The organism is Roseibium marinum (assembly GCF_002906165.1).
Classification (GTDB): domain Bacteria; phylum Pseudomonadota; class Alphaproteobacteria; order Rhizobiales; family Stappiaceae; genus Roseibium; species Roseibium marinum.
This window is the reverse complement of the sequence record NZ_PPCN01000001.1, coordinates 1,013,550-1,034,483: the sequence shown is the minus strand read 5'-3', so window position 1 is coordinate 1,034,483 and position 20,934 is coordinate 1,013,550. Positions and strand designations below refer to the sequence as shown.

24 protein-coding genes are annotated in these 20,934 nt (G+C 60.9%); 11 read left to right on the top strand and 13 right to left on the bottom strand.

Features of this window, described 5'->3' with window-relative positions:
* Positions 1-27 precede the first annotated feature (27 nt).
* The 6 genes from CLV41_RS04895 to CLV41_RS04870 form a co-directional block, all read right to left on the bottom strand.
* Positions 28-639: a permease gene (locus CLV41_RS04895; RefSeq protein ID WP_103221089.1), complete on the bottom strand. Its 612-nt coding sequence runs from the start codon at positions 637-639 to the stop codon at positions 28-30.
* A gap of 15 nt (positions 640-654) precedes the next feature.
* Positions 655-1,098: a hypothetical protein gene (locus CLV41_RS04890; protein WP_103221088.1), complete on the bottom strand. Its 444-nt coding sequence runs from the start codon at positions 1,096-1,098 to the stop codon at positions 655-657.
* A gap of 72 nt (positions 1,099-1,170) precedes the next feature.
* A complete protein-coding gene (locus CLV41_RS04885; protein ID WP_103221087.1) occupies positions 1,171-1,983 on the bottom strand; it encodes a hypothetical protein in 813 nt (270 codons plus the stop codon).
* Positions 1,980-2,531, bottom strand: coding sequence for a hypothetical protein (locus CLV41_RS04880; protein WP_103221086.1), 552 nt, complete (start codon positions 2,529-2,531; stop codon positions 1,980-1,982). Before CLV41_RS04880 ends, CLV41_RS04885 begins: the two co-directional genes overlap by 4 nt.
* A 1-nt stretch (position 2,532) precedes the next feature.
* Positions 2,533-3,819 (bottom strand): aromatic ring-hydroxylating dioxygenase subunit alpha, encoded by a 1,287-nt coding sequence (locus CLV41_RS04875; protein ID WP_103221085.1) that lies wholly within the window; start codon positions 3,817-3,819, stop codon positions 2,533-2,535.
* 93 nt (positions 3,820-3,912) lie between these two features.
* The gene (locus CLV41_RS04870; protein WP_103221084.1) at positions 3,913-5,028 is read right to left on the bottom strand and encodes a cupin domain-containing protein; all 1,116 of its coding nucleotides are present in this window, start codon (positions 5,026-5,028) and stop codon (positions 3,913-3,915) included.
* 120 nt (positions 5,029-5,148) lie between these two features.
* On the opposite strand from CLV41_RS04870, the gene CLV41_RS04865 reads away from it, so the two are divergent.
* The 5 genes from CLV41_RS04865 to CLV41_RS04845 all read left to right on the top strand — a co-directional run bounded on the left by CLV41_RS04865 (position 5,149) and on the right by CLV41_RS04845 (position 10,586).
* On the top strand, positions 5,149-6,837 hold the full coding sequence (locus CLV41_RS04865; protein WP_103221083.1) for an ethanolamine ammonia-lyase reactivating factor EutA: 1,689 nt from the start codon (positions 5,149-5,151) through the stop codon (positions 6,835-6,837).
* Between the two features lie 83 nt (positions 6,838-6,920).
* Positions 6,921-7,754, top strand: coding sequence for an IclR family transcriptional regulator (locus CLV41_RS04860; protein WP_103221082.1), 834 nt, complete (start codon positions 6,921-6,923; stop codon positions 7,752-7,754).
* A gap of 28 nt (positions 7,755-7,782) precedes the next feature.
* Entirely contained in the window at positions 7,783-8,778 is a 996-nt protein-coding gene (locus CLV41_RS04855) for a 2Fe-2S iron-sulfur cluster-binding protein (RefSeq protein ID WP_103221081.1), read from the top strand.
* A gap of 129 nt (positions 8,779-8,907) precedes the next feature.
* Positions 8,908-9,729: a 3-methyl-2-oxobutanoate hydroxymethyltransferase gene (locus CLV41_RS04850; RefSeq protein WP_103221080.1), complete on the top strand. Its 822-nt coding sequence runs from the start codon at positions 8,908-8,910 to the stop codon at positions 9,727-9,729.
* Positions 9,729-10,586: an alpha/beta fold hydrolase gene (locus CLV41_RS04845; protein WP_103221079.1), complete on the top strand. Its 858-nt coding sequence runs from the start codon at positions 9,729-9,731 to the stop codon at positions 10,584-10,586. The genes CLV41_RS04850 and CLV41_RS04845 overlap by 1 nt, the downstream gene beginning before the upstream one ends.
* A gap of 36 nt (positions 10,587-10,622) precedes the next feature.
* On the opposite strand, the gene CLV41_RS04840 is transcribed toward CLV41_RS04845, so the two are convergent.
* Entirely contained in the window at positions 10,623-11,567 is a 945-nt protein-coding gene (locus CLV41_RS04840) for a 4,5-dihydroxyphthalate decarboxylase (RefSeq protein ID WP_103221078.1), read from the bottom strand.
* Between the two features lie 13 nt (positions 11,568-11,580).
* Positions 11,581-11,874: a hypothetical protein gene (locus tag CLV41_RS04835; RefSeq protein ID WP_103221077.1), complete on the bottom strand. Its 294-nt coding sequence runs from the start codon at positions 11,872-11,874 to the stop codon at positions 11,581-11,583.
* Between the two features lie 108 nt (positions 11,875-11,982).
* Here CLV41_RS04835 and CLV41_RS04830 point away from each other — a divergent pair, with 108 nt between their 5' ends.
* From CLV41_RS04830 to CLV41_RS04810, 5 genes are all read left to right on the top strand, one after another.
* A complete protein-coding gene (locus CLV41_RS04830; RefSeq protein ID WP_103221076.1) occupies positions 11,983-13,086 on the top strand; it encodes a zinc-dependent alcohol dehydrogenase in 1,104 nt (367 codons plus the stop codon).
* A 4-nt stretch (positions 13,087-13,090) separates the two neighbouring features.
* Positions 13,091-14,083 carry a CobW family GTP-binding protein gene (locus tag CLV41_RS04825; protein ID WP_103221075.1) on the top strand — a complete coding sequence of 331 codons (993 nt, stop codon included), beginning with the start codon at positions 13,091-13,093 and terminating at the stop codon, positions 14,081-14,083.
* 13 nt (positions 14,084-14,096) lie between these two features.
* Positions 14,097-14,792 carry a 4-carboxy-4-hydroxy-2-oxoadipate aldolase/oxaloacetate decarboxylase gene (locus tag CLV41_RS04820; protein ID WP_103221074.1) on the top strand — a complete coding sequence of 232 codons (696 nt, stop codon included), beginning with the start codon at positions 14,097-14,099 and terminating at the stop codon, positions 14,790-14,792.
* A gap of 4 nt (positions 14,793-14,796) precedes the next feature.
* Positions 14,797-15,819 carry an amidohydrolase family protein gene (locus CLV41_RS04815; RefSeq protein ID WP_103221073.1) on the top strand — a complete coding sequence of 341 codons (1,023 nt, stop codon included), beginning with the start codon at positions 14,797-14,799 and terminating at the stop codon, positions 15,817-15,819.
* Positions 15,820-15,959: 140 nt separating this feature from the next.
* Positions 15,960-16,199, top strand: a complete 240-nt coding sequence (locus tag CLV41_RS04810) for a hypothetical protein (RefSeq protein ID WP_103221072.1) — start codon at positions 15,960-15,962, stop codon at positions 16,197-16,199.
* A gap of 6 nt (positions 16,200-16,205) precedes the next feature.
* Here the strand turns inward: CLV41_RS04810 and CLV41_RS04805 are convergent, their stop codons facing one another.
* The 4 genes from CLV41_RS04805 to CLV41_RS04790 all read right to left on the bottom strand — a co-directional run bounded on the left by CLV41_RS04805 (position 16,206) and on the right by CLV41_RS04790 (position 19,783).
* Positions 16,206-17,111, bottom strand: a complete 906-nt coding sequence (locus CLV41_RS04805) for a LysR family transcriptional regulator (protein WP_170107114.1) — start codon at positions 17,109-17,111, stop codon at positions 16,206-16,208.
* Between the two features lie 414 nt (positions 17,112-17,525).
* Complete coding sequence (locus tag CLV41_RS04800) at positions 17,526-18,503, bottom strand: DMT family transporter (protein WP_103221070.1); 978 nt, start codon at positions 18,501-18,503, stop codon at positions 17,526-17,528.
* A gap of 54 nt (positions 18,504-18,557) precedes the next feature.
* The gene (locus CLV41_RS04795) at positions 18,558-19,157 is read right to left on the bottom strand and encodes a cupin domain-containing protein (protein ID WP_103221069.1); all 600 of its coding nucleotides are present in this window, start codon (positions 19,155-19,157) and stop codon (positions 18,558-18,560) included.
* Between the two features lie 2 nt (positions 19,158-19,159).
* A complete protein-coding gene (locus CLV41_RS04790) occupies positions 19,160-19,783 on the bottom strand; it encodes a cupin domain-containing protein (protein ID WP_103221068.1) in 624 nt (207 codons plus the stop codon).
* A 195-nt stretch (positions 19,784-19,978) separates the two neighbouring features.
* On the opposite strand from CLV41_RS04790, the gene CLV41_RS04785 reads away from it, so the two are divergent.
* Entirely contained in the window at positions 19,979-20,305 is a 327-nt protein-coding gene (locus CLV41_RS04785; RefSeq protein ID WP_103221067.1) for a non-heme iron oxygenase ferredoxin subunit, read from the top strand.
* Between the two features lie 13 nt (positions 20,306-20,318).
* Here the strand turns inward: CLV41_RS04785 and CLV41_RS04780 are convergent, their stop codons facing one another.
* Positions 20,319-20,924 (bottom strand): SAM-dependent methyltransferase, encoded by a 606-nt coding sequence (locus CLV41_RS04780; protein WP_235867054.1) that lies wholly within the window; start codon positions 20,922-20,924, stop codon positions 20,319-20,321.
* Between the last annotated feature and the right edge of the window lie 10 nt (positions 20,925-20,934).

The window sequence follows — 20,934 nt, the reverse complement described above, 5'->3', positions numbered from 1 at the left end:
CTTATACCAACCTCAATAAATAAGAACCTATTTATGGAGGTTGGTATCAACCTCCTCCTGTTTTTCATTCTCGTCCTTGACGACCAGCGTCAGCGGCAACCGGCGCGCGATCAGGCCGGCAACGATCGGCAGGGGTATGGTGATCATAATACGCAAGATGGCGAATTCCGCCCCCATGAAAGGCACATCCCAGACGAGCACACGCTGCAATCCGAGTGTCGCCCAGGCAGTGATATAGGCAACAGCCGCTCCCCGGTCCGCACCGGAAGTCGCCAGAACGGTAAGCAGGGAATAGGCTGATGCGGGCCCGCCCGGCGTCACGGCTCCGGCAAGGGTCGCAACCACGAGACCCCGGATCCCGCTTTCCTTGCCGACCAGACCGGACAACCGTTCACGAGGCAGGAGGAACCAGATTACCGCAGCGATCGAGACCGCCACGAACACGCGGGGAACGAGGCCGAAAACAAGTTCGATATCGCGCACCAGCGCATGGTGAAACGCTTCCGGCCCCTTCAGGACATAGCAGGCAAGGCCAGCCAGCACCGCCACGCCCACGAACACCCAGAAGCCGACGCCGAAACCGTCCTTCAAAACCGCGTTGCGCCAGTCCCGATCTCGTAAAAAGTCAAACGGGCGCATGGCTTTGGTCCCGCCTCAATGATGATGATCGTGATCATGGCCGTGGATGTGACCCTGGTCATGGTGATGATGATCCGCGGACCGGCGATGCGCGTCGGCGATTTCGCGCGGTTCATTGTGGCCGGCGGTCACGGCCTCGATCACGCCGCGAAACAAATCGGCTTCCGGCGGTAACTGACCCGCCAGAAATCCCGCCAGACGGCCCAGCGCGATTGCCTGGCTGGCGAGCGCATCCACCACCTCGCCCTCCTCCGCCGCGGCGATACCGGCGAGCGCCCCGGCCATTCCTGACCGGAAGATTTCTTCCATATATGCGGCCCGGCCGGACGCTTCGTCCAGGCCTTTGGGGACGGTAGTGGCCCTCTCGCCGGGTTTGAGTTCCAGGAGGCGGCCGATCACGCGCAAATGTTCAAGCAGGTCCTGGCCGACGGTAACCTGCTCATCGATTTCTCCGCACATTGGTGCACCCTCCTAGCGCATCCCGCGTTGAGTTGAACGCAGACAAGATGCTTCGACACTTTAAAAACGAATTCACAGACCCGCCGCCTGGAGCGCCTGAACGCTGCCCAGTGCCAAGGACCCGCCAACCCAGATGGCAAGAATACCGATACTGGCCGCCGTGGCTGTCTTCATCCATGAAGCGCCACGGTCGACAAAACGCAGCGGCACGCTGGCAAGCGCGCTCAAGGCGGCCATGCCGGCAAGCGACCCCACTCCGAAAAGCGCGAAATAGGAAACGGCCTCTGCGAAACTCTCGGTTGTCGCAACCGTCAGAACCAGCAGACCCGCGGAACCGGCCGCGCCATGCAGGAGTCCTATGCCCAGCACAGGAAGATATGACCGCATCGGGGCATGACCGTGCTGGTGCGCGGACTGACCATGAGCCTCGCGGTCCAGCGCATGGGAATGAGCATGCGTGTGACGAAGGCCGCCGTGTGTGTGCACGTGGATGTGAATGCGCGCCCTCAGGAGTTTCCAGAAGACACGCAAGCCGAGGATCACGATCATCACGCCCACGGCAAGTTCCAGGGACGCTTCGACGCGGCCGGAAATTGTCAGCCCGAGCGCCAGCACCGTTCCGCAGATCAGGAAGAGGCTTAGTGTGTGACCAAGGCCCCAGACCGCTCCGCGTTTCATCAGGGGCAGCAGCCCCCTGCCCCGGTCGAACATCGTTGCCACCGCGGCGAGATGATCGGCTTCAAGCGCATGCGCCATGCCGATCGCGAAACCGAGCGACAGAAAGCCCGCCCCGCCGGCAAGGCCGCCACCGAGCCCTCCGGCAAGTCCTCCGGCCACCGCCAGAAAAATTCCGAGAACCAGGAACGAAAACCGGGCCGCACTCATGCCCGCAATGCCGTCAGCATGGCGGGTATGTAGTCATTGTCCCTGGCAACGACCAGCACGGTGGCGAACCGCCGCATGGAATTTACAACCCTGTCGACCGAGGCATCGCTTTTCCCCGAGCCCAGCGCGAGACCGGCGCACATGATGTGCCGGTGAAACGCTTCGCGCGCGATCACTTCCGCCGCGCCCTCGTTGTCGCCGCTGGTGGCAAGCAGCACCACCACGTCGGCTCCGTCGGTCTCTTCGGTCAGATCCGCCGACGTCCCGTCAGGGTGGGCAAGCGGCAGATCCCGGGCGTCGGTCGTTGCCGGATCCACAGGCCCGCGGTCGACAAGCGTCAGGAAATGAGCGCCGTTCCAGGGGTCTTCGGTAATGGCGTACATCGCTTCGGCCGCACCGGCGTCGAGGGCGAAGATGCGGGAGCTGCGTGTTCGCGAGTTTGGATATTGAACGCGGAACCGCGCTTCTTCAGCCGTCGCTGCCCGGGCACAGCTGCCCAGGAGCGTCGGGTGGTTCGGGTCGAAGAAAACCTCTTTCAGATCCATCATCCTATACCGATGTCTGCTTGACGCCCGGCCGCACTGTCAGATCGTCCTTCATCGCGTCCTTGAACGGCTGGTCGGGTGGAAGCACCCTGGCTGCGGACCGGACCTGCTGATGTTCGGGGACAAGGCCCGGAGGCTGAATCCCCTTGTCCCGCAAGGCCTCGCAGGCCTTGCGAAGCCGGTGCCGGGCCATGATGATGCCGTTATCGGTGGAAACAAGGTTTTCCTTGGTCCGGTCGACGATCGGACCCATGCTTTCCTGCAGACTGGCATCCTGCATGGCGATACCCCAGATGCCGGAATAGGTTTCACCCCGCCTTTGCGCCTCACGGTCCATGAGATAGTCATTATCCTTGTTCTGGCGCGGCCGGAAGGTGCCCGGCACATATTGATTGTGAACGCCGTAACCGTCGATCATCGCCTGGCGCTCCTTGTCCGTCAGCGCCCGGGTCGGGTGATAGTCGAAGGACCAGGCCCAGCAGTTTTCATCGTCGATCGGTATCCAGAAATGTCCATGGACCGGATGGTCGCCGCGCGGTGGAACCATCGTGAAGGATGGCATGACCCACGGCGTGATGCGCCAGTAGTAATGATCGTCCTCCGCCATGCGGCGCGCGCCGATATAAAGACCGCCGTCGGATTCGACAACTTCGAAGACCGGCTTCTTGTCATTCTGGTTATACTGGTTGCCCTTGGCGCCCTTGAACAGCGGATCCGTTTTCAGGCTGCCGGAATGCAGGAAGGACACATGGCTGGAATCGATGCCGCCCTCCATGGCCTGCAGCCAGTTGCATTCCTGCCAGCGCTTGGAGGTATAGGTCTGTTCCGGCGGCAAATTGGCGAATTCCCAGGCAGGTTCCGGCGGACGGTTTTCCTCACTGCCCATATGGGTCCACAGGACGTCACCGACCTTGATCAGCGGATAGGAGCGCAACTTGACCTTCTGACAGAAGCCGCTTTCCGCCGATTCCGAAGGCACCTCTATACACTGGCCGGTATGATCGTATTTCCAGCCATGGTAGGGGCAGCGCAAGCCGCCTTCCTCATTTCGTCCGAACCAGAGCGACACGCCGCGGTGGGCACAGAATTCATCCATCAGACCGTAGCGGCCCTCGGTGTCCCTGAATGCGATCAACCGTTCTCCCAAAAGCTTTACGCGGACAGGGTCGCAGTCGTTTTCCGCCAGTTCACTGGCAAGCAGGGCTGGAACCCAGTATTGCCGGAACATGTCGCCCATCGAGGTGCCGGGATCGGTCTGCGTCAGAAGATCATTGTATTCCTTGCGAAGCATTGGCTTTCCTCCGAATTTACCGCTGTTCCGCGCGGTTCTTATTCTTAATCCTTGTCCTCGACCGCCCCATCCGGCCGGGCAGATTGAAATTACCTACTTTTTCGGTGGCAGATCAGCGACTTCGGCCCTGTAGGCCTCGTCCATCTTCGGCTCCAGCCCGTTTCTGGTGAGCGCATCGGCGAACATGGTCCGCACCAGTTCGCTTTCGTCTGCGTAATCGATCTGGTCTCCGCCGATGCGCTGGCTGATCCAGGCTTTCGGCACCCCCTGGGCATTGCGGATCGCCACGCCCTCGTATTTGAAAGCCAGGTAACGCGCGGGCGTTGTCCCGGTATTGAAATGCTGGTGGTACCACATGTTCGGCGGAACGATCATCGAGCCCGGCTTCCACTCATAACGCATCGGCTCCTCACCTTCCGGCCACATCAGGCTGTATCCCTCGCCGGACAGAATGATGACATGCGCACCGGGGCCATGGCGGTGGCACTTCTTGTAGGTGCCGACCGGAAACTGGCTGATATGGCTGTTCATGGAGCATTTGGCGAGCTGGAAGCGGATATGCCCTCCTCCCGCGCCGCGTTCCTTCGCTGCGATGAGCGGCAGGTTGACCGCGTCGGCAACGAAGTTTGTCTCCATCATCAGACCGTTCTGCTCGCCCTGATCGGCGAAGTAGTCCGGCTCTCCGTTGAACCGGCCCTCGAAATCATACTCCGTGTCGAAGATGAACTCCGGCGCTTCATAGATATTCATGACGGGCGGCATGTTGGTCACGGCGACATAGCGCGCGGGCTCGGTGCCCGACCCGTTGAAATGCTGATGGTTCGCATTGAGCGGAATGCCGAAAATCGCCCCCGGTCCCCATTCGAAGCTCACCTGGTTGCCCTTGTCGTCCCAGACCACGGTTGAACCGCGGCCGGACAGGATCAGCACCGTCTCCTCGAACAACTGGCGATGGGGATTGAGTTTGCCGCCCGCCGGAATTTCCAGAACGTAGCAGTCGTTCGAGGTGCGGCTGGCATCGTGATTGAGGAAGACCGCACTGCCGCCACGCCGTGCCCATGGTTTCAGCTCGACCTCGTGCAGGCTCGGCACGTAATTGCCGTTGATGATCTCCAGACCCTCCGCGGCGATGAACCGCGTATAGGGCGTCTCCTTCTCGGTACTGAATTTTGCAGCGAGTTTTTCAGAAACAATCGCCTGTGCGTTCATTGACACTTCCTTTCACCCCGAGCCCACGAATCCGGGCTGCGTCTTTTTTGGTTGCGGAAACGATACGACAGACGGTATGGTCCCGTCAATGGACCGGCGGTCCATATAGAGGAACACTTGATGACGGATGAGAAGATCCCGAAACGCCACTCGATCGACGACCACATGTTCGGCGACTTCTACGCCCATGAGCATGACGGGGACGCCGATCACGACCATGACGACATCGATCCGGGACCTCTGGAAGACAATCCGATCTGGCAACGTGACAACGTCTCGCTGACTTCCGTGGGCATCGACATCGGCTCGGCGGGAACCCAGGTGATCTTTTCCACCATCCACCTGCAGCGATTGGCGGAAAGCCTCGCGTCGCGCTATGTCATCGTCGACCGCAAGACTGCCTACGAGTCCCCGGTCAGCTTCACGCCTTTTGCAAGTGAAACCCGGATCGACGCGCAAGCGCTCGGCCACATCATCGACAATGCCTACAACGATGCCGGGATCAGGCCGAGCGACATCGACACCGGTGTGGTTATCCTGACCGGCGAGGCGCTGCGCCGGGAAAATGCCGAAGCGATTGCCGCGGTCGTCGCCGAAAAGGGTGGCGATTTCGTCACGGCGACAGCGGGCAATCACATGGAGGCGATGCTTGCGGCCTATGGCTCAGGCGCCGCTAAGAAAAGCCACGAAGACAAGATCCGCATCCTGAACGTCGACATCGGCGGCGGCACGACGAAGCTCGCTCTTTGCGAGGAGGGCCACATCCGCTGGACCGCGGCCCTGCACGTTGGCGGACGGTTGATCGCCACGGACGAGGGGCGGGTCGTCCGCGCGGAACCCGCGGGGCGGCATCACGCGCGCGCGGCCGGATTCGATCTGGCGGTCGGCGATGCCTGCTCCGGCGATACGATTCGCCGGATCGCCGAGCACATGGCGGATCTCCTGACCGCCGCGCTTGCCGAGCGTCCTCTGCCGGCTCAGGTCGCGGAACTGTTTCTCACGGATATTCCCGAAGACCCCGGACATCTGGACGGCATTATAATTTCGGGCGGTGTCGGCGAATATGTCGCCGGGCGCGAGACGCGCGATTTCGGCGATCTCGGATTTCACCTGGGCAAAAGCCTGAAAGAGCGCGGCGAGCGCGGCCTGTTCGGCGTCCCCGTGCTTCCCGCCGCCGCCTGCATCCGCGCGACCGCACTGGGCGCATCGGAATATTCCGTCCAGTTGAGCGGACAGACCTCGACCATTACGTCTCCCGGCCGCCTCCTGCCCCGGCGCAACATGCAAGTCCTCAAGCCCGACGTGAACCTGGCGTCCCGGCCGGAAGCCGCCGAGATCGCCCGCCTGACGGTGGAGCATTTCGAGGCGTTCGATCTCGATCCGGAAACGGATGAAGTGGTTCTCGCCTATGAGTTCCGCCTGCCCCCCGATTACCCGGTCATTCGAACGCTTGCGGACGGCATCGTGCAGGCCCTGCAGGCGCGAATCAAAGCCGGCCACCCGATCCATATCATGATCGACGGCGATATTGCCCTGACGCTCGGTGGCATTCTTCGCAACGAAATCGGCCTCGCCAATGACCTTCTGGTCCTCGACGGAATTTCGCTGCGCGATTTCGACTACATCGATCTGGGCAAGATCCGCTTACCGTCCTTCACAGTCCCGGTGACGGTGAAGTCCCTGCTTTTCAAGGAGGATCCCCGCGGCCCGCGCCGCCAGGAACGTATTCATTTCCAGCCGCACGGCGGACATCACCATGACGATCACAACCACGATCACGATCATGGCCCGCACGGCCATGAGCATTGACCAGGGAGGGGCCGGTGATTAACAGTTCTGGACAATTGCTGCGGCAAACGAACGCAGTTCTATTGAGCGGAACGTATCAAAGCATGTCCGAAGAAACTCCCCACCCGACCCGTCAGGAACCGAACAGGAATCCCCGCCGGGATTTGTCACGGCTCTCGTCGGTCACCACCGCAATTCATTTGCTCAAGACCTTCAGCGAAAACGACACGGAACTGGGCATCAGCGAACTCGCCAAAAGGCTCGGTGTCGCCAAGAGCACCGTCCACCGGCTGACCGGCAGTCTTCTGGAAGAGGGCCTTTTGGATCAGAATCCGGAAAACGGCCGCTACAGCCTTGGTATCGGATTGTTCAGCCTCGGCTCCCTTGTCCGCTCCAAGCTCGATGTAGCGGCGGACTCCAAGCTCTATCTCAACGAGCTCCGCGACCTTACCCAGGAAAATGTCCGTCTCGCCGTACTCGACCGGCAAAGCGTGGTCTTCCTGCATGATTTCGAAAGTCCGCAAACCCTGCGCCTGCGCTCCGGCACCGGCCAGTTGAAACCGGCTTTCTGCACGGCGGAAGGTATTTGCCTGCTGGCCGGGCTTTCCGAGAAGGACCTTGACCGGTTCTTTTCCCAGCCGCGCGCAGCGCGCACCGAAAAGACGGTCACCGACGAGGCGGAGCTTCGTGAGCGGATCGGCAAGGTACGCCGCCAGGGTTTCGCGTTCGAAGACGAGGAATGCGACGAGGGAACCCGTTGCATCGCCGCGCCGATTTTCAATGGCGAGGGGCGCACCGTCGCCACCGTAAGCATCGCCGGTCCCAGGATCAGGCTGCGGAAACGGCAACTTGCCCAACTGGCGGCCCTGGCCGTGGAGACCGCCCAGAAGATTTCCCGCAAACTCGGTTACGACATAAACGCTCCGATTTACGTTTGACCCAGGAAGGCCTGAAACCGCCAGTCTAATGACCAAGATCAAAATACATCCAGACGGGCCGGTCTTTGATTGCAGGGAGGGTGACACCATCCTGCGGGCGGCGTTACGCGCAGGCCTGGGCATGCCCTACTCCTGCAATGTCGGCTCCTGCGGCAATTGCCGGTTCGAGCTGCTCGACGGCGAAGTGCTTCACCAGCGCACCGACGCGCCGGCGTGGAGCGAACGCGATCTGAAGCGCAACCGCTGGCTCGGCTGCCAGGCGGCGCCCAAAAGCGATTGCACGATCAAGTTCCGTCAGGATCCGTCCACGGTCTGCCGCGACAGGCCGGAAATACGGACAGCCGAACTCGTTTCCATCACGCCTGTTACGCGTGACATCAACGAATTCACCTTCCGCATTCCCGCACAGGACGGCTTTCGCCCCGGCCAATACGCCCTTATCACACCACCGGATGTCGAAGGCGGCCGCGCCTACTCCATGGCAAATCTTGCGGGCGACGGCACCTGGAGCTTCATGATCAAACGCGTGCCGGGAGGCGCTGCCACGGGCTGCCTGTTCGAGCAGGCAACACCCGGCGATGAAATGACAATCGACGGACCCTACGGCACAGCCTGGCTACGCGCAGACAGCGAGCGGGACATCGTCCTCGCGGCCGGCGGCTCCGGCCTTTCGCCCATGGTTTCAATCGCCCGCGGCGCTCTCGCGCAAGGAATGCTGGACAACCAGACCCTGCACTTCTTTTACGGCGCCCGCACCAGCTCCGACCTCTTCGACCCCGAAGCCGTTCTCGGCAAGGAGCTGGCAGGTAAAATCCGGTTTACGGCCGCGCTGTCCGAAGCGGAAACGGGCTGGAGCGGCCCCAGCGGCCTGTTGCCCAATGTCATTGCCCAAACCATGGGCCCGGCCCTGTGCGAACAGGAGCTCTATTTCGCCGGTCCTCCAGCCATGTCCGCGGCCATTCAAAAGACCGCCTACGAGGCGGGCCTGCAGATGGACCGGATGCATTTCGACGAATTCTTCTAGATCAACAGACCTCCAACCGGATTCGATTGGAGGCTAAAAGTTGATCGATTTTAGAGTGGTAGAGCATCTTGTCTGCGTTCCACTGAACGCAGGATGCCCTAGATCAAAAGACCCACGAAAGAGGATGAAATGACCGCAGTCACCATCCCCGCGCTGCACGAAATGAAGCGCAAGGGCGAAAAGATATTCGGCGTTGTCGCCTGGGACACGCATATGGCCGCCATCGCCGACCGGGCCGGTGTCGAGATCGTTTCGGTCGGTGACACCGTCGGCAAGAACCTGTGGGGGCACGATAATCCGCTCGAAGTGACGATGGACGAGATGATCATCGTCACCAAGGCCGTCCGGCGCGGGGTGAAACGCGCGCTGGTCAGCGCCGACTTCCCTTACGGGCCCCTGCAGGAGGGCACCGATGCGGCTGTCCGGGCGGCGATCCGCTTCGTCAAGGAAGCGGGCGTCGACATGATCAAGCTCGACGGCGCAGCGGATTACCCGGAGGCGGTTTCAGCGCTGACCCGTGCCGGGGTTCCAGTGTGGGCCCAATTCGGCCTGACACCGCAAACCGCGTTGTCGGTGGGTATTGCCTACGAAAACCAGGCCGGCAGCGCGGCCGAACTTCCCGCCGGCATGACCGAGCGCATGATCGGGGAGGCCAGGATGCTGGAAGCGGCCGGAGCCGTGCTGCTCGACTTCACCAATTCCGGACGGGTCGCTGGACCGAAGGTGGTCGAGGCGGTGAAAATTCCGGTCATCGGCGGCTTCGGCGGCGGACCGTGGCTTGACGGGCGCGTACGCCTCGCGCAGGCGGCCGTCGGATACAACGTATCTGCCCTCGACACGGAACCGGCAGGCTATGCCAATGTGGCGCGGATCATTCACGACGCGCTGAGCGAGTGTGCGGGTGACGTGCGTGCCGCTCGCCAGATCAAGGGTCAACCCGGGAGGTCCTGATGCCCTTTGCCGAAATCGACGGTATTTCCACGCGCTACGAAATTGTCGGCGAAGGCCCGCCGCTGCTGATGTTCGCGCCAGGTGGTTTCGACGCCCGGATCGAGAAGTGGTCGGACCTCGGCGTCTACCAGCGCATCAAGTTGCTCGATCACCTGCCAAATTGTTTCCAGTGCATCCTGTTCGACCGCCGCGAGAACGGCCAGTCCGGCGGCAGGATCGAGAGGATTACCTGGCAGCATTTCGCCCGACAGGGACTGGGGCTTCTCGATCACCTGGGCCATGAAAGCGCCCATGTGATCGGCGGCTGCATGGGCTGCTGCCCGATCACGGCTCTGGCCGTCATGGCGCCGGAACGGGTGCGTTCCATGGTTCTCTACTGGCCGGTGGGTGGAGCTCCCTATCGCATCTCCAGTCATCAGCGCTTCGCCCGGCATCTCGCCTTCGTGGAGGAAAACGGCCTTCAGGCGGTCGTCGATCTGGTAAAGAGCCACGACAAGAACTTTTCCGCCGATCCGCGCGGCGGGCCCTGGGGCGCACCGATCCGCAATTCGGCAGACTTCGCGGCAGCCTATGCGGCGCTGGATGTCAGGAACTATCTATTGACCGTTGCAGGTATGGTCCGGGGGATGTTCGATCGTGACACCGCTCCGGGCGCCGAACCGGAAGACATCATGCAGCTCGACATCCCCGCGCTGATCGTACCGGGCGCGGATGCCGCACATGCGACTTCCGCCGCCCGCTACCTGCAGGAATGCCTCAAGGGCGCGGACTATTGGGATATTCCGGTCGCGGAGCAGACCGAGGCCAACGCTCCGGCCAGGCTCATCGACTTCCTGAAAAGCGCCGGGACTTCCTGAAAACCGCCGGCTGAAACGCAAGAAACCTCATATGCCCTAGCCGATGCGGTTGAGGAGGTCCCTGGCGAAGAGGTCTTCCAGAGGGATAGGATTGTCGATGATCCGCTGCGAGACCGCCGCCGCCATCAACATGTCCAGAACCCGCTTGTTGGGCTCGATGCCATAGGGCAGCGGATCGTCCATCACCGTCATCGCGGCCTGATGCACCTTGTCGACCGGGGTCGGTTCGGTTACCTGGCCCGCCTTCAGGCCATCGACATAAAGCTTCTTGGATTTCGAGAAAGCGTCGAACACCTGCACGGCGAGCCCCGGATTGGCGGCCAGAACATCGTCGCGGATCACGACAAGATGGTTGATCGGATAAAGACCGCGGGATTTTAACGCGGACAGGCCGGCCTCGAATGCATTTTCGACAATCGGCACCAGTGCGTCGCCCGTCGCGGGAAGACCGACAGCGGCCGGAATATCGCCGCGTGCGAGCTGTTCTTCCAGGCTGCCCTCGCCTCCGAGTTCCTCGACGTTTCCCGGCCTGCGATAGTCGGGAACATGCTCCTCGTCAGAACGTGCCCAGGTTACGCGCGAGAGATCCACGTCATGTTCATCCGCAAGGATCGATCGTGCCCATACGCCGGTCGTGACCGTATACCCTCGCTGGACGCCCACCCGGCATCCTTCCAGATCCTTTGGGTTCGGCCGTTTCGCAGCCCGATTCCAGGCCATCGACTTGTGATGGAAATCGCGAACGAGGAAGACCGGAATGCCGGTCAGGCGCGCGCCATGGGCGCGGGCGCAGACATAGGTCGTCAACGCCATTTCGCTGATGTCATAGGCTCCCTCACGCACCATCTTTCGAAAGGCCCTCGGCAAGGGAGCGACTTCCTCGAAATCGACCTCGAAATCCGGCATAGCAACCGCGCCTTCCTTTAAAGCGCGGTTGTTGCCTTGGGTGCGGGTCACCGCGGTCAGGCGCGTCTTGGGCATTCAGGTCTCCAGATCAGCAACAATCGGGCTCTCCGTCATCGGTCAGGCTTGGCAGGAGCCAGGTTACGGGCAAGTCGGTCTCGCTGACCCGCGAGACCGGTTCGAATATGCGGATGCGGTAGCGCCTCTCCGGTCCCTTCCAGAACCGCACAAGCGTGCAACATGCGGGAAACCCGGGCACCCGGAGGTTCTCCTCGGAGACGAGAACAAGATCGTTTTCGGCAAGCGAGAAATGCTTGCGAACCGCGGTCTCAATCCGTTCCAGATGGGCCACGTTTCTTGTTCTGCCACCAAGCCGCTGGAACATTTCCTCCCCTCACTGCAAACTTCGTTGTTCCTTTATATGGAACTTTGTTCTTGAATGCAGTCTGCCGCTTTGGTAACTGGTGGTCAATTAGAAATTGGGGAAGTGTCAATGTCGGAGAAAGTTCTCGCAGCGGTTCGTACCGGCCCTGAAAAGACCGAATTCCAGGAATTCGCCATGCCGGACATTCCCGACGATGGTGCTCTGCTCAAGGTCGAAGTGGCCGGCATCTGCGGCACGGACGTCAAATTCTACTCCAAACCTCCGATCACCGATCCCGTCATCATGGGACATGAAAACATCGGCTACATCGCAAAGGCGGGAAGAACCTTCCAGAAGCGCCGCGGTCTGAAGGAAGGCGACCTCGTGTTCGCCGAGCACTATGTCGGCTGCATGAATTGCGAACACTGCCATCGCGGCGATTACCGCCTGTGCATGGCGACCGACTGGCGCAAGAATCCCGACGGCATCCGCTTCGGCTACACATCGGCCCGCAAAGCGCCGCATCTGTGGGGCGGCTTCGCGCAATACATGTATCTGCCCTGGAACTCGATCCTGCACCGCATTCCCAAGGGTCTTTCACCCGAACTGGCGGGCGTCGTGACACCGATGGCGAACGGCATTCAATGGGCGCTTCTCGACTGCAAGGTCGGCTATAATTCGCGGGTTCTGGTACAGGGGCCCGGACAGCAGGGGCTCTCCCAGGTAGTCGCCTGCAAGCAGGCAGGCGCATCGCTCATCATCGTCACCGGAACATCGAAGGACACCAGGCGCCTGGAAGCGGCCAGATTGCTCGGCGCCGACCATGTCATCAACGTGAGCGAGGAAGATCCGCTGGAGCGCATCCGGGAGATTACCTCCGGAGAGGGCGTCGACGTTGCCCTCGACTGCACGGCGGGCGCCGGCACCATCCCGGTTCTGCTCGGCATCGAGGCGCTGAAGCGCAAAGGCGGCACGCTGCTGATCCAGGGCGATGTCAGCGAGTTTCCGAACTTCCCGCTCGCGAAGATCGCCAACAAATACATCACCATCAAGGCAGCTCGGGGACACAACTACGAATCCTGCGAACTCGCCCTTCAGCAGCTCAACTCGGACCGGTTTCCGCTGGATCTCATCACCACCCACCGGTTCGGGCTGCAAAAGACCCATGAGGCGATCAAGGCCGTCGGGGCTTCGGGTGAGGTGATTCACGTCTCTCTCATGCCCTGGGAGTGACGGGATGCCGGGCGGATCCAAAGATCGCAGGATCCCCGTCACGGTGGTGACCGGTTATCTCGGCGCGGGAAAGACGACACTCGTCAATCACCTGCTCAGCCATGCAAAAGGCCGCCGAATGGCCGTCATCGTCAACGAGTTCGGTGAGATAGGCATTGACGGCGACCTTATCCGGACCGGTGACGAGGAGCTGATCGAACTGAGTTCCGGCTGTATCTGCTGCGTGGTTCGCGGCGATCTTATCCGCACCCTTCGCCGCCTCCTGACCGACACTTCGGGCCTGGAGGCAATCGTGATCGAAACGACGGGACTCGCCAATCCATCGCCGGTCATCCAGACCTTCTTCGCCGACCAGCTTCTTGCCGCCCGTTTGCGTCTCGATGCGGTTGTGGCGGTGGCCGACGCACTGAACATCGAACGCCAGATCCAATCGAGCCAGGACGCCGCCGACCAGCTGGCCCTCGCCAGCATCATCCTGTTGAACAAGATCTCGGAGGCCGCGGACCCCGACGGACTGGAGGCGGTCATCAGCGGGATAAACCCCTTCGCGCCGATCCGCCGGATCGATCGGGGACAGGCGGATCCTTCACTTGTGTTCGACAGCCATGGCTTCGATCTGGAGCGCATCACCGATCACTTGACAGACACGGCCGGGCACGACCGCCATGATCATTTCCATGGCCATACGGACGATATCGGCTCCGTTTCGCTGCGTTTCGACGGACCGTTCGACGCCGGCGCGGTGGAGCGCTGGCTGACCGGGCTCCTGTCGGTGCAGGGCGAAAACATCCTGCGTACCAAGGGTATCGTCTGGGCGGAAGGTTCAGACCGCAAACTTGTGCTCCAGGCTGTTCACATGCTGCTGGAAGGCGATTTCATCGGGCGCTGGCGCAAGCAGCCGCCTCATGTCAGCAGACTTGTGTTTATCGGCAGGCACCTTGACCGGGTGTCCCTTGAGCGCGGTTTTCTCGCCTGCCGCGCGCAGCCGACCGCTTAAGAAAGGAAACTCGATGCCCGTCGTCGTCACCGAAATCAAACGCGCCGAGCGCGCTGCCGCGGACGCATTGGCCGAATATGGCGTTGCCACAGTCCATGAGGCCCAGGGCCGGGTCGGCCTGATGCACCAGCGCCTCCGTCCGGTCTTCCGCGGCCCTGCGATCAGCGGCACGGCCGTGACCTGCACCCTGCCGCCCGGCGACAACTGGATGATCCATGTGGCCGCCGAGCAATGCCGGCAAGGCGATATTCTCGTGGCGGCCGCCATTGGCGAGTCCCATGCCGGCTATTTCGGCGACCTGCTGGGAACCCTGCTGAAAAGCCGGGGTGCGCGCGGCCTCATCATCGACGCGGGTTGCCGCGACATCGACGATCTGGAAAAAATCGGCTTCCCGGTCTGGTCGCGCTCGATCTGCGCCCATGGCACGGTCAAGGAAACACTCGGCGACGTCAATGTGCCGGTCTCCTGCGGTGACGCCCTCGTCAATCCCGGGGACGTGATCGTGGCGGACAGCGACGGCGTCGTGGTCGTCCCCCGCCTGAAGGCTCAGGAGGCTGTCGACAAATCCCGGGCCCGGACAGAACGGGAAGAGATCATCCGCCAGCGGTACGCAGCCGGTGAACTTGGTATCGATATCAACAACATGCGGCCGAAGCTGGCCGAAAAGGGCCTGATCTATATGACCCAGGCCGATTATGAAAAGGAGTGAGTGGATGATCATCGACTGCCACGGCCATTACACCACGGAACCGCCGGCATTCCTGGCATACCGCAAAGCTCAGATAGCTCATTTCGAGGATCGGTCGGCGCCGAAGCCCGCGCTGGCCGGTATCAGCGACGACGATATCCGGGAAAGCGTCGCAAACAATCAGCTGAAGGCGCTCAAGGACCGCGGCGCCGACATGACGATCTTCTCGCCGCGCGCATCGGGCATGGGCCATCACCTCGGCGACGAAGGGATTTCGAAAACCTGGACCCGCATGTGCAACGACATGATCCACCGGGTGACCCGGCTCTTTCCGGAGAATTTCATCGGCGTCTGCCAGTTGCCGCAGTCTCCCGGTGTTCCGGTCGAAAACTCCATCGAGGAGCTGGAGCGTTGCGTTCTGGAACTGGGCTTCGTCGGCTGCAATCTCAATCCGGACCCGTCCGGCGGCATGTGGACCGGCAAACCGCTGACCGACAGGTCCTGGTATCCGTTCTTCGAAAAGATGGTCGAGCTGGAAGTTCCAGCCATGATCCATGTCTCGGGCAGCTGCAACCCGAACTTCCACATGACCGGCGCGCATTACATCAACGCCGATACCACCGCTTTCATGCAATTCCTTGCCGGCGATCTGTTCTCCGATTTCCCGGATCTTAAGCTGATCATTCCCCATGGAGGCGGCGCGGTCCCCTATCACTGGGGGCGTTATCGCGGCCTTGCCGACATGCTCGGCAAGCCGAAACTGTCCGAGCATGTGATGAAAAACGTATTCTTCGACACCTGCGTCTATCACCAGCCCGGCATCGATCTTCTGTTTAAGGTCATCGACATCGACAATATCCTGTTTGCCTCGGAGATGTTCGGCGCGGTCAAGGGCGTCGATCCCGAGACCGGGCATAACTTCGACGACACCAAGCGATATATCGACGCGCTCGCCCTGAGCGAGGAGGATCGGCGCAAGGTGTTCGAACAAAATGCCCGCACCGTTTACCCCCGCCTTAACAAGGCCCTGGAAGCCCTCGGGCATTGAAATTTTGGTGGGTGCAGCGCAAAATAAAGAGCCCTGCATCCGCTGCAAGTCTGGCATGCAGTTGATATAAAACAGTTGTTTGGTAGCTTTTCCGCACTATATTGCTATGCAGCATAAAGCGTATGACACAGGAAAAGAACATGACCATTTCAACTGTTTTTGACGCTCCGGTCATAAAGCTGCAGGACGTCATCAAATCCATCACGCCGAAGCGTCCGAACTTCGATCCCCTGGGTCTGGTTTCCGGCTACCGGGCGTATCTGCTCTACACCCATCTGAGCGCCAAGTCGGACAATGAACTGGCCCTCATGGGTGTGACCCGGGCAGAGCTGCCGAGCGTTGCCATGGATGCCGTTTTCAAGGGCCGCGAAGCCGCCTGACCCGTTTCAGAGGCGCCGGGTCACCGGCCCCCTGGCGGCGTGCAGCCTGTCCGCGACCGCATCGATGAACGCATCGAACTCCGGCCCCAGCCCTGCCGCGCCGCGATCGCGCGGAATGACGATTGCGAGCGTCCGCACGATGGCTGGTGAAACGATGTGCCTGGCGATGAATTCGCCTTTGCGCAATTCACCTTCCGCCGCACCATAGGGCATGATCGTCGCCGCGACGCCCTTGGCGACCAGGTTCTTGACCGCGCGCAGCGACTGCACCTGATAGGCGACCTGCAGGGGAACGCCCAGCCGGGTGGCGATTTCAGTGACACTCATGGTGACCACATCGCGTTCCGCGCAGAGCGCCAATTCGTGAGCGATCGCGTCTCGGAAGGTAATCTCACCGGTGTCTCCGTCCGTTTCGTTCGCCGTAATCAGGAACAGCTCTTCTTCCAGGAGAGCGCGGCGGGTGAACCGGGGATCGGTGTGCTGCGCAAAGGTCAACGCGCAGGACAGTTCCCCCCGCTCGAGCTGCCGCATCAGGACGATGCTGAAATCCTCCACGACAGCCAGCGAAACGCCCGGCAGCATGTGTGACAGGTCCGTCAGGATCTCGTCCCCCACAAGCCGTACGATGCTCGGGGTGAGCCCCAGCGTAATGGTCTTCGTTCCCGAACCGGCCCTTTCCCGGACCGCGCGCTTGGCCTGTTCCACCCGGGAAATGATTTCCTCGGCGTACTGGCTCAGAACGTCTCCGCAGGGCGTGGCGCGCACGCCTCTGGAATGGCGCTCCAGAAGCGGCACACCAAGCTCGCTTTCCAGGTTGCGGATCTGGATGCCGAGCGCGGTCTGGGCGACATGCAACTCGGCGGCAGCCTGGGTGATGTTTCCAGTCTCGAGCGCTTTCTGGAAATAGATCAATTGCTTCAGATTTATGGCAAGCCTCCCCCGTCTAGGCCGTGTGGACGAATTGGAGATGCATTTCGCCGGGAGCTGCATCGTTCAAGATCAAGTCAAGCCGGCGCAGGTGATGCGGGCGCATCATCAAGACGGATTGGCGCGGGGATTGGGCGCTGCGGGCCCGGCCCTTCGGGTGAGACAAGAGACTTCGACCTGACGCCAAAGGACCCTTGAACGTATCGCCGATACGCTCCGCGGATCTTTCCCCGCCATCTCTCGCCTCTTGTCTCACGAAATGCGTCTCCAATTCGTCCACACGGCCAAGGAACAAGGAACAAGGAACAAGGAACAAGGAACAAGGATAGCCCGAAGCCGGGCCCGCCCAAAGGAAAACCGCGCGCAACGGGTATCGATTTCCCGCTTTCTTCGGAATTGTCAGAACAGCGGTGCCGACAAAAGCCCGACTAGCGCGTCGCTGAGCCCGAACAGGCCCAGCAGCACTTGGGTATCCGTGGCGACGGCAGCGGCGCCAAGGACAGACAGAAGGATCGATCCGATCACCCAGGTATCGAGAATTTCATGTTCACGGTTGAGCGCCGCGTTGAAGATCAGGCGGAACACCACCGAAAGCCGCTGGATCGGCACCACCACGGAGATCGGTGCGACCGCGAGGGCCAGATAGCGTAACATCTGCGACAAGGCGACGAAGAGCGCCGACAGGAGAAACCAGCCGAACGATGCCCGGTCGAGCGTTGCCATGTAAGTGCGTCCGCCCGCGGCCAGCACCAGCAGCACGACCACGATGGACGCGGCGACATAGGACACCAGCACGCCTGCCGTGCTGTCGGCAAGGGTGCCCTCGGCTCCGAGGCCGAAAGCAATGAACAGCGGGCTCGTGCCATAGCCGATGGCGCAGATGACACCCCAGACCATACCGGCCAGATATTGCGGTTCGAACCCTTTTTCCTTGCCGCGGCTTACCGCTGCCTTCCTGCGGCGCATCAACATCATCGGCCCCACGATCACCAGCAGAATGCCGACGACATTCACCGTGTTCACCGTGTCGCCGAGAAACTGGAATCCGAGGAAAAGCGCGATCAGGATGGACAATTGCTGGACAGGAGCCGAAAGCGTCGAGCCCAGCGCCTGGGTTGCCCGGTAGTTGCCATATCGTCCGATCACGAAATGCACCACGCCCGCCAGGACCATCCACATCCAGGCGTCGAGGGACCAGTCCTCCAACGCCGTGAACCCGTCCATGAAGACGGCGAAGACGATGAAGAGCGGAATTCCGAGCGGCACCGTGACCGCCATGGCCTGCAGGACGGAGCCTTTCAGCACGCCCCGCCGGATGGTTGCGTTGTTGAGGCCGAAAAAAGCGGCCGAAGCGAAGGCAAGCAACGCACCAAGCATGGACTGATACCGATAAGTTGTGATGGAAGCCGGCCCGCGTACGGGCCGGCCGGGTCATTTCACGCGCAGGAACGCGCGGACCGTTTCCGGCGACAGCGTAATCGAGGGATCGTATTCCGGCGCGTCCTCGATCTGTTCCAGATCGTTCAGACCACATTGTTTGAAGATGCGATTGATCACCGAAATCAGCCGAAGCGGCCGGTCCGGATCGGCATTGAAATGCTGATGGATCGTATTCGGCGGCACGTAGATCACGTCACCGGCCTCATAGTCGAAGCGCTTGATCTCGTCCTGCGGTTTCCAGAAATACACATCCGTAATCTCGACATCGCAGTCCTGGTGCAGGTCGTAGCCGTGCCCTTCGACCACATACAGGCATTCCTCGGCCAGATGCCGGTGTTTGCCCGACTTCGAACCCGGAGGAATGATCTGCATGTAGGCATCCACCGTTTCCATCCGGGTGTTCATGGCTTCATTGATCAGGTGTTTCAAGAGACCCTGACGGGACATTTCCCAAGGCATTTCATCCGGCCGCACGATCTTGTTGCGCCGGGCGTTTCGCTCCGGCGCGCTCGCCGCATCGTCGAGCAGGTTCTGGTACAGCGGCATATTCTCTTCGCCGTCGATCCAGACTCCGGTTTCTCCCCACGCCATGTTCAATAACCTTCCTCGGGATGATTGTGGTCGTGCTCTTCCTCGCGAACCTCGAATTTTTCGCCGCCGGGGGCCGGTACCGTGGACCGCGGTTCGACCGTCTTCTGGAAAAGCATGTTCATGAAGACGAACATCGGCTTGGTTTTCAGCACAAGCGCGCGAGCGGGCTTCGTGTCGGAGGCGTTGAAATGCTGGTGCACGCAATTGTTGTGCACGATGGCTATATCCCCTGCCTGCCAGTCGTAACGCTGTTCATCGTGGATCTCGTAGCCTTCGCCGTCGAGAATGTAGAAGGCCGCTTCGTTCACATGGCCATGTTTCTGGCTCTTCCCGCCTGGGCCGTATTCCTCAAGATGAATGTGGAAGAGCTGCGTGATGCCGTCCTTGGGTTCGACATAATGGCGGCTGTAGGCCTGGGGGCCATCGACAAATTTGATCTCACTGGCCTTGCGCACGCGCGGCATCGAGCGAAGCCTGTCAAGCTCATGGGTAAGATTGTATTCCCCCTGGACCGGCCGGACAAAAATGCGGTCCTTCTGGCTGTGATAGTAGCCCTCGGGCCCATGATCGTGTTTATCGGAAACGGCTGGCGCCGTCTCTTCGTTCCCGTCGGTTTTCTTGTTCATCGAACCGCCTCCTCTTTCGCTTCATTTCTAAACGTTCATCAATAAAAGAACAACATTCTTCTATGCGGAACATTACAAAATCACCCGAAGAGGTGAATTTGCCATACTCAGAGATCGATCCGGAGTGTCATTTGTTCTTGCATACGGAACGTTGTTCCGATATTTGAATTTAGGGAACGAAGCTGCGAGGTAGACATGCCCGAGACGGAAAATCTCATTGAACTCTGTCCCAAGGATGCGGTCGAGGAAGGCTGCATACACAAGGTGGAGACAGGCGACCTGGAACTCGCGGTCTATCGTGTCGAGGGACAGTTCTACGTTACCAACGATCTGTGCACCCACGGGCCCGGCTCTCTCTCGGAAGGGGAACTCGACGGGCATGTCATTGAATGCGATTTTCATCAGGGCAGGTTCGACATCCGTGACGGCACCGTCGTCGCTCCGCCCTGCATCGTGAACCTGAAGACCTACAAGGTCGTGGCCCACGATACCGCTGTCGTTATCGAAGCGCCGGAAGACTGACCCTGTTGCCGTCTCAGCGCCTTGCGATCAAATCGACCAGCGCCGAAAGACCCACGTGCCCGGCGCCTTCCGAGACTTCCGCGTCATAAACCTGGACGTCGACCTCGGAGAACCCCTCAAAGGCCGCCTTCAGCAACTCTCCGGTATAAAGCTTTTCGAGCTTTCCCGGACCACCGGTCCTGTATTCCAGCTGCTTCGGACCATAGCCTTCGATCAACACGAGACCTCCCGGCCTGACAGCGGACCTGATCCCTTCGAAGACACGCGCGCGGTCATCGGGCGCGAGAAACTGGAAGAAGATGCCGACGATCACATCGTATCCGGCATCCGGCCAGTCGAACTCCAGAAGATCGCCAAGGAAAAAGTCCAGCTCGACGTCCCGCTGCCTTGCCAGGGCGCGCGCCTTTTCCTGCGCCCGCGGTGAAAAATCCTGGGAGGTCACCTGCAGTCCCTGCTCCGCCAGCCATACGCCGTTGCGGCCTTCGCCGTCAGCGATCGACAGTGCCCTGAGGCCCGCCTTCAGCCGCGGCGCCTGGCGGGCCAGAAACGCGTTGGGCGCGGTGCCGAAAACATATTCGCGCGCGGCGAAGCGATTTTCCCATCGGTCCAGTTCGCTCATGCTCATTCCG